Annotated in this window: 9 protein-coding genes; 5 read left to right on the top strand and 4 right to left on the bottom strand. The window is 38.8% G+C overall.

All coding sequences use genetic code 11. The annotated features are described in order from the left end of the window. A partial coding sequence (locus E1176_RS20635) for a hypothetical protein (RefSeq protein WP_185152723.1) occupies positions 1 to 296 on the top strand: 296 nt, incomplete at its 5' end. An 11-nt stretch (positions 297 to 307) separates the two neighbouring features. Beyond that, on the top strand, positions 308 to 3409 hold the full coding sequence (locus E1176_RS09460; RefSeq protein WP_155210367.1) for a ligand-binding sensor domain-containing protein: 3102 nt from the start codon (positions 308 to 310) through the stop codon (positions 3407 to 3409). Between the two features lie 12 nt (positions 3410 to 3421). Here the strand turns inward: E1176_RS09460 and thiL are convergent, their stop codons facing one another. Beyond that, on the bottom strand, positions 3422 to 4465 hold the full coding sequence (gene thiL / locus E1176_RS09455; protein WP_155210366.1) for a thiamine-phosphate kinase: 1044 nt from the start codon (positions 4463 to 4465) through the stop codon (positions 3422 to 3424). Between the two features lie 150 nt (positions 4466 to 4615). Here thiL and E1176_RS09450 point away from each other — a divergent pair, with 150 nt between their 5' ends. Next, positions 4616 to 4795 (top strand): hypothetical protein, encoded by a 180-nt coding sequence (locus E1176_RS09450; RefSeq protein WP_155210365.1) that lies wholly within the window; start codon positions 4616 to 4618, stop codon positions 4793 to 4795. Here the strand turns inward: E1176_RS09450 and mce are convergent. Further along, a complete protein-coding gene (gene mce / locus E1176_RS09445) occupies positions 4782 to 5189 on the bottom strand; it encodes a methylmalonyl-CoA epimerase (protein WP_155210364.1) in 408 nt (135 codons plus the stop codon). The two genes, E1176_RS09450 and mce, sit on opposite strands and share 14 nt — an antisense overlap. A gap of 176 nt (positions 5190 to 5365) precedes the next feature. Between mce and E1176_RS09440 the strand changes: the two genes are divergently transcribed. Then, entirely contained in the window at positions 5366 to 5776 is a 411-nt protein-coding gene (locus E1176_RS09440; RefSeq protein WP_246205988.1) for a hypothetical protein, read from the top strand. A gap of 13 nt (positions 5777 to 5789) precedes the next feature. Further along, the gene (locus E1176_RS09435) at positions 5790 to 6116 is read left to right on the top strand and encodes a HesB/IscA family protein (protein ID WP_155210363.1); all 327 of its coding nucleotides are present in this window, start codon (positions 5790 to 5792) and stop codon (positions 6114 to 6116) included. A gap of 72 nt (positions 6117 to 6188) precedes the next feature. On the opposite strand, the gene E1176_RS09430 is transcribed toward E1176_RS09435, so the two are convergent. Next, positions 6189 to 7070 carry an aldo/keto reductase gene (locus E1176_RS09430; protein WP_222933124.1) on the bottom strand — a complete coding sequence of 294 codons (882 nt, stop codon included), beginning with the start codon at positions 7068 to 7070 and terminating at the stop codon, positions 6189 to 6191. Between the two features lie 25 nt (positions 7071 to 7095). Next, the coding region (locus tag E1176_RS09425; protein WP_155210362.1) for a RidA family protein at positions 7096 to 7479 on the bottom strand (384 nt) is incomplete at its 5' end.

Below are 7479 nucleotides of genomic sequence, written 5' to 3'. Positions count from 1 at the left end.
CATTGAAAGAGGCCTCTTACCAGATCAGGAAGCGCGAATTTTCTGATTATCCTATATTTCCTATTTCAAAATTTGATCTTCCTATAGGCCAATTGCTTATAGGCAAGAATGAGCTAGCCACCAACTGGAACTACAATGCATCTTACCTTGATGAATTTGTGCAATTAGAAATTGTAGCTAAAGATAAAACTGATGAGTTTAAAAGAGCTTACAAGGATCCTGATGAGTTTTGTTGCCTGTTTGTGGTGGATGATGATTTCACAAATTTTGTCTATATTCCCTATCCGGAAGAATAGCTTGGCAATTGTTGACGAAAAAGGAAATCTGCACTTTTCTAATTTTATTCTGTTTCGTTGGTTTTTCATATGCTCAAATCAACAACAAGCTTCTTTTTGATCAGATTTTCATTCCCGGGGAGATCGTCCAAAACCCAATTTATGATGTAGAACAAGGGCCCTATGGATTGATGTGGTTTGCCATAAATGATGGCATTCTTCGATACGATGGCTATGAGTTTGAAACATTTAGTGTAAACGATCAGGCAAACAAGCCTTTGTCGGATGTAGTGTTTTACGACATGCTTTTTATCGATGACAGCACCATGCTCGTAGCCACGAGAAGCAAGGGTTTGTTAAAATTTGATCATCACTCAAAGCAGTTTACTTCACTGTTAAATAACAATTCACCTGCTTTTTTTAGACTCACAAAACTGGAAACAGGAGAGATCTATGCTTCTGCAGGGGCTAAAGGCTTATATAAAGTTGAAGCAGACTCGATTAAAAGAATTGTAGATAGGCCAATAGGTGCAATTAAAGCATCTCCAAATAATTCTTTACTTTTCTCAGTACTAAATGAGGTTTATGAGTTATCCAGAGGGAATATTACTCAGATAAATAAGCTGGCAGAGGGTTTAAGAATATCAAGTATTGGTTTCAACGGCTCTAACATCTGGCTTGGTACAGCAAGAAATGGTTTGTTTGAAATTGGCCCTGCAGGTGTTTCCAAGATTTATGATTGCAATTCCCAAGTCAACGCTATATTCTCAGACAAGCAACTAAATATCTGGGTATTGACTCATAGCGAAGGTGCAGCGATTTACCATGAAGGTAAGTTTATGAAATCAACTAAAGAGCTATACAGTTCACATTCGCTAACTTCTAACCGGGCACTGTCTATAGTGCAAGATCAAAATGAGATTATATGGGTGGGCACCTCTGCGGGCATAAGCAAGTATGACCCCTTCAAAACCAAGTTTGAGATATATCAACACAACCCCATGGAGGCCTCTTCTATAAGCGGAAATTTAATAAGAGGTATTTATGAAGATAGCGACCAGCACTTATGGGTAGCTACTGAAGATGGAGCGATTAATGTGCTTGATAAGGAAGGAAATGGTTTTCGTAGTTTAAAACTAAAGTTACCCCAAGTTGAAAACATCATACCTTATGATTTTCTGGAGCTAAACGACAAGCAAATGCTGGTCGCTTCAAGCGCAGGGTTACTAAGGGCTGAGAAAGACCTTAGTGGGGTTTCAGTTTTCAATCGCATTACTGCTGAAGCGTTAGGCAATAGAGCAAGGTCACTTGTACCACTTGACGATGATCGCTTTTTTATCCTATCAGCCGGGCAGGTATACCTTTACAATTTTGAAAATGGTAAGCTGGATAAGGTCACAGTAAATGATTCTGCGCCTTATGATCGGCAAAATGTAGATGATTATGCCCGTACAATATATGTGGATAAAGAAAAGAATGTGTGGGTGGGCTCTTACGGCACGGTAGCGCTTTTAGATATTGGCAATAATTCTGCGCAGTATTTCCCACTTGCAGAAAATCGAGGGCACATGGTTATGTCTATGAATAGAATTGGAGACCACTTATGGGTCGGGACTTTTAATGGTGGTCTTAAAAAACTAAATATCAAAAACGGAAAACATAAGGATTATACAACAGCTCATGGGCTACCCAATAACGCAATCTACACAACGATAGAAGATAAGAACGGGAGTCTCTGGCTAAGCACAAATAATGGAATCTCTAAATTTGATCTCCAAAAAGAAAGTTTTGAAAATTTTGACGTTAGTGATGGTTTACAAAGTGCAGAATTTAATCGTTTGGCCTATTGTAAACTTCAGGATGGTAGAATTGCCGTTGGGGGCATCAATGGTTTAAACATCTTTCATCCTGCCGAAATTCACATAAACCCTCACCTACCTAAATCTGCCATACTAAGTGCTGAAGTTCTCAATGAATTTAATGAAAACAACCAACACCCGAAGATTTCACTTTTAGGCGCTACCGATCTTGACCTTTCTTACAAGCGCAACTTCCTTAGATTCAATTTCTGCTCAACATTGTATGGTACACCAGAGCAAAACAAATTTTATTATCAACTCACCAATTTTGACGAAAACTGGGTATTTGCCGGTAGTAAAAATTCAGCTACATATACTGGTTTAAAGCATGGAAACTACGTTTTTAAGGTAAAATCGGTGAGTCCTGATGGTCTGGAGGAGGTGCAGTATGCCATGATAAACATAAATATTAATGCGCCATTTTGGATGAAGTGGTGGTTTTATCTTGCGGCTGCTATCGGCTTGTTTTTATTGAGCTATGTAGTTGTTACCAGTAGAATGGAAAAGATAAGAGCTCAACAATATCTGTTGGAGCAAGAAATTGAAGAAAGAACTAAAGAACTTAAACAATCGAAACAAGAGCTCAGTGACCTCAACGAAAAGAAAGACTTTATTTTTTCGATACTTTCTCATGACCTGCGTGCGCCACTCACAACCTTAGAGGGCTTCTTAGGTCTACTTATCAGCCATTATGAATACATGACTGAAGAAGAAATTAAAACCCACGCCTCTGCTATAAAAGACTCAGTTGGCAAGTCTCTTGACCTGATAGACAACACCTTATACTGGTCACTATCACAAATGGGTACAGTGAGTTTTCTGCCGGTAGATATAAAAATAAATGAGCTCTTTGATAGGGTAAAAGGCTTGTATGGTCTTACCGCTCAGAAAAAGAATATTTCCTTAAATTTTAAGAATGCCGATGGTTTAAGAGTTCGTGCCGATGATAACATGACCTATATTATCTTAAGAAATCTTGTTTCCAACGCCATAAAATTTACACCAGAAGAAAAGCAAATAGAGGTGAGCGCAGAAAAGCAGGGTGAATTTGTGACCATTACGGTAAAAGATGAAGGAGTAGGTGTAGAAGAAAGCAACTTACATTTGCTGTTTGATCAGAAACCAAACCTCAGCAAACGAGGAACCTCAAACGAAAAAGGCACGGGACTTGGCCTTGTATTATGCAAAAAGTTTGTTGACTTAAACAAGGGCTCTATTTCTGTTGTAAATAATAAAAAAGGAGCTTCATTTATCGTGAAGCTCCCTGCTGCCTGATCAATTTCAGACTTACTTTTCTTTTTTCATGTGGTCCCATCCCTGGGCTTGTAGTGGCACTGTATTACCACCTTTGGTCTGCATCACATTGCCTTCTTTTAAGTTTCTTACATAACCAATAAAGTGTATATCTCTGTGATTCTTAAGCTTTTCAAAATCTTCCTGAGAGATAGTAAATAGCAACTCATAATCCTCTCCACCATTGAGTGCACAGGTAGTTGGGTCTAGCTGAAACTCATAGGCAGTGTCATAGGTTTGCTTATCAATAGGCAACTTATCTTCATAAATAGCCATAGCAACCTTACTATTATCACTTAAGTGCAAAAGCTCAGAAGCAAGGCCATCTGATATGTCAATCATCGAAGATGGCTTTATATTCAACTCCGCCAACTCGTGGATTATATCCATACGAGCATCTGGCTTTAGTTGGCGCTGCACCACATAATCGTATTTATCTAATTGCGGCTGCATGTTTGGGTTAGTAAGATACACCTGCTTTTCTCGCTCAAGTACTGTAAGGCCGATGTAAGCTGCCCCGAGGTCACCTGTTACACAAATAATATCATTCTCCGCAGCTCCGGATCTCTTTACAATAGAAGCCTCCTTTTGCACACCAATTGCAGTTATTGATAACACCAACCCGCTAGAAGAAGAGGTTGTATCACCACCAATCAGGTCAACTTTGTAATGATCACATGCGGCTTTTATTCCCTGGTAGAGCATGTCAACCGCCTCCACAGAAAATCTATTACTTAGGCCAATATTTACAGTAATCTGTTTAGGAATTGCATTCATAGCTGCAATGTCGGATACATTGACTGCTACAGCTTTGAAACCCAGATGTACCAAAGGAATATAGGACAGGTCAAAGTGTACACCTTCTAATAACATATCAGAAGTAACCACCAATTGCTCACCATCATCGTTCTTTACAATGGCGGCATCATCACCCACTCCTAATACACTCTCTTTATTGGTTAGAGCAAAGCCTTTAGTAATCTTATCTATGAGACCAAATTCGCCTAAATCGTTTATTTCTGTCCTTTTTTCTTCCATTTCTATTAAAATTTTTACGACAACTTATCGCTCAATACTGCCACTTGTCGTGCAAAGGTAGGGTATTATCTATTACAGCAAATAATCGCGCTTACTTATGTCTCTCAGGCTACATCTATCGGTACAAAATCAACAAAAGAGGAAAAAGCCATGAAGACGACAGCAAAAATTTTATCATTCATCATCACAGCCGTAATTTTATTATCTGCCTGCGGACCTAAGCCACAATACAGAACGCGATTAGGTAAGAAGAAGCTTAAATACTACAACTCAGTACAATACGACAAGGGTCAGTCACCTAAAACATTTAAAAGCTTTAAGAACCGGTAATTTCCTGGCAAAGCTCGATAAGCACGCCATTTGTACTTTTTGGGTGTAGAAAACAAACCAATTTGTTGTCTGCACCTTTTTTTGGCTCTTTGTTTATGAGAGTAAAGCCAGCTTCAGAAAGTCTTTTCATTTCTGCGTGTATGTCCTCCACTTCATAAGCGATGTGGTGTATACCTTCTCCACGTTTTTCGATAAACTTGGCGATGGCCGAATCTTCATTTGAGGCCTCTAACAGTTCGATTTTTGTATCTCCTACCTTAAAGAAAGACGTGTCTACTCCTTCAGATTCTACACTCTCTATTTTATAATGCGCATTGTTAAACAACTGTCCGAATAATTCGTTGGCTTTGTTTAGGTCTTTTACTGCAATGCCGATATGTTCTACTTTTAGCATAATTATAAACGATTTTTTGACTTAGATTTTAAATCTCCAAAATACGGTAATTTTGAGGATTTATGCATTGGCCTAAGAGGATGTCGGGCAATTGACTAACTTTGTAGTATTAACGAAACTTTTTAAATTTCGAAGAAGTTTCAATGTAAATTTGTCGATGATCAAGGATTTATACAATGATGGACACAGCGAATGACGTACATGTAGAAGCAGCCCGAATTCAGAAAGAAATAAAAAGCTATCTGGGTTTGAGGAGCAATGCGCTCATATTTGAATATGCCAATGCAGAGGGTAAAATTAAATTAGACCTTATAACTATCAACCCAAGGCATAACCAATCATTTCTTTATCATTCGGTTAAGGGCTTTGACAAAGTCGATGCGCTTAACAAGATGATGGATTATGTACAAAATGATAGAGAGAAAGAAAGCTCGTACACCATTCAGTGGATAGCCAAAGGTGATAAAGAACTTCATACTTCATACTTTAGAGCCAGCAATGCTTACGATGCACTAGACAAGCTGTATTATGGCCGTGACATGAACACAATCACGGTTTTTAGTGTTGTATTAAATCCGGTAGCTTAATAAAAACATATCTATGATAAGCGTAACTGAAAAAGCGAAAAATAGAATTTTTGAACTCAGAAAAGAGGAAGGTAAGTCAGAAAACGAAAATATAAGAGTGTCTGTGCAAGGTGGTGGATGCTCTGGTCTAATGTATGACCTTTCTTTTGACGCCAATGTTGAAGACTCTGACGAAATCTTCGAAGACAATGGTGTAAAAATACTTGTTGATAAAAAAAGCCTGCTTTACTTACTAGGCACAAAACTTGACTTTTCTGATGGGTTAAACGGCAAAGGTTTTCAATTTATAAATCCTAATGCTTCGCGCACCTGTGGGTGTGGCGAAAGTTTTGCTGTTTAAATAAAAAAACTCATAAGAAAGCCTTCTAAATGACTATTTAGAAGGCTTTTTTTTGTTCTTAGAGCTTACTCTTTATGCCACTCTCTTACCTCTGGCGGCCTCCAGTAAAATAAACCAATCCTGCCTATCCCATTCCAGAGCCAATGCCTTTGGAGCTTGCTTAATACGCTCAGGATTCATCGACCCAAAGACAGGTACAATACCTGCCGGATGCTCTAATAACCATGAAAGCAATAATCCACCCGCATCTATTTCGTATTTGTCAGCCATATTCGTCACTTCTGGTTTCGCCAAAAGCTTTTTAATATTTTCTGCACCACCCAAAGGCGACCAGGCCATTGGTTTTATATTTCGCTTCAATAAGTTATCAAGCGTGCCATCAAACAGAGGCTCATTATGAAATAATGATATCTCAATCTGGTTTGTAACCAAAGGCATATCACATGCCTGCTGCAAAAGATCTAACTGATCATGTGTGAAATTAGATACGCCAAAGTGCTTTACTTTTCCACTGGCTTTAAGTTTTTCAAAAGCTGAGGCCATTTCTTCCGGGTTCATTATGGGGTCCGGTCTATGGATGAGCAATAAGTCTAAGTACTCGGTTTCGAGCTTTCCAAGCGACTCTTCTGCACTTTTAATAATATGAGCCTCGCTGGTATCATAATGCTTTACACGGTGCTCAGGCTTGTTATCTGTGAGCAGTTTGATGCCACACTTACTGATCAACTGAATTTGACTACGGTCTATCGATTGATCTTTAAACCAGTTTCCAAATGTTTCTTCACAGATATAGCCTCCATAAATATCGGCATGATCAAAACTTGTGATGCCCACATCTAGGGCAGTTTTAATTACCTTGTCTAACTCCTCCCTAGAGCTATTATGAATTCTCCACATGCCTAACGCTATACGCGAAAACTCCAAATCAGACGATAATTTTATCTTCTCCTCCACTAAACTTACTTTTTAATTAAAATGATTAATCGATTGTTGCCACGCACTTAAGCTCAATGGCTATTGGCGTTGGCAATGAGCTTATCTCAACGGTAGTTCGGCATGGTTGGTTATCTTTAAAATACTCAGCGTATATCGCATTGTATTTTTTAAAGTCATCTTTCATATTGGTAAGAAAAACGGTGACATCTACCAACTGATCCCAACTAGAGCCTGAGGCTTCCAAAACAAGCCTTACGTTCTCAAATACTGAGTGGCATTGCTTCTCTATATCATAGCTTACAATGTTACCCGCTTCGTCTTGTTCTACCCCGGGTATCTCTTTAGTCCCTTTTTTTCTTGGGCCTACACCCGATAGAAAAAGGAGATTGCCTACTCTTCTTGCGTGTGGGTACAAACCTACCGGCTC

The sequence above is a fragment of the Fulvivirga aurantia genome, assembly GCF_009711475.1.
GTDB classification, from domain to species: domain Bacteria; phylum Bacteroidota; class Bacteroidia; order Cytophagales; family Cyclobacteriaceae; genus Fulvivirga; species Fulvivirga aurantia.
This window is presented reverse-complemented; position numbering and strand designations above follow the sequence as displayed.